Origin of the sequence: Kinneretia sp. DJ1R-11 (assembly GCF_025717595.1) — a bacterium.
GTDB lineage: Bacteria > Pseudomonadota > Gammaproteobacteria > Burkholderiales > Burkholderiaceae_C > Paucibacter_A.
Genome location: NZ_JAJIRR010000052.1, coordinates 1 through 745 on the forward strand (window position 1 = coordinate 1; position 745 = coordinate 745).

The window sequence follows — 745 nt, forward strand, 5'->3', positions numbered from 1 at the left end:
CGGGGTGGACCCGGTGGGGAGTTTTTTTACAGCCTCAACGTAGAAATGACCGGCGGACGGTAGGCGGGCGAAGGCCCGCCGATAGGACGTCCGTGTCGATTGCCAAGTTAGATTGCAACATCACTCGGCACGTCCGATGCCAAGAGTTTCGTCTCGTAGGTCGGCCAATTGCTTAATGTCGGTTGCGTCATAGTCGTCTCCGAGGAGGTCTTCCCCAAGCGCATCCCGGTGAAGGGCCTGCATCGTTCCCCACAGTCCGAGAATCGCTCTCTCCAAATCGGCGTGAGTTAGTCCAGCAGCCTTATACAAGGCGTCCGGGTCAAACACGCTGCCCTTGTCGATGTGCACAAACGTCTTGTCTCGAATCGACTTCAGCCGTGCGGCGACGTCGGCCAACCAGACGATATCCAGGCCGCCAGACTTTGCCGCTTTCCGCACTTGGCTCCCATTTGCCTTCAGCAGGTACCAGAAGGATGCGGTCTGCGAGTCATCCTCAAGAACCCGAATGAGTCGAATGAGCCGGGCATCCTTTAGAGAATTCAGGGCGACCCGGAAGAAGTCGAGACCCATAGCATGGACCTTCATTCCACAGATTGCCGTGTGGTACGTCTTGAGCCAAAAGGCTTCCCCAGAGATTCGCTGAACCGTGCGCTCGTAGCGCCGTGGCGAATGGCTTGCCTGGGACGATGCGGTGGACATTGCAATCTAACGAGGTTGTCCAATAACCCGAAATCCCCAACCACAC

1 protein-coding gene is annotated in these 745 nt (G+C 57.0%); it reads right to left on the reverse strand.

All coding sequences use genetic code 11. The features are described 5' to 3' along the window. Nucleotides 1-120 precede the first annotated feature (120 nt). Nucleotides 121-699 (reverse strand): hypothetical protein, encoded by a 579-nt coding sequence (locus LNV23_RS23875; protein ID WP_263565244.1) that lies wholly within the window; start codon nucleotides 697-699, stop codon nucleotides 121-123. Nucleotides 700-745 lie beyond the last annotated feature (46 nt).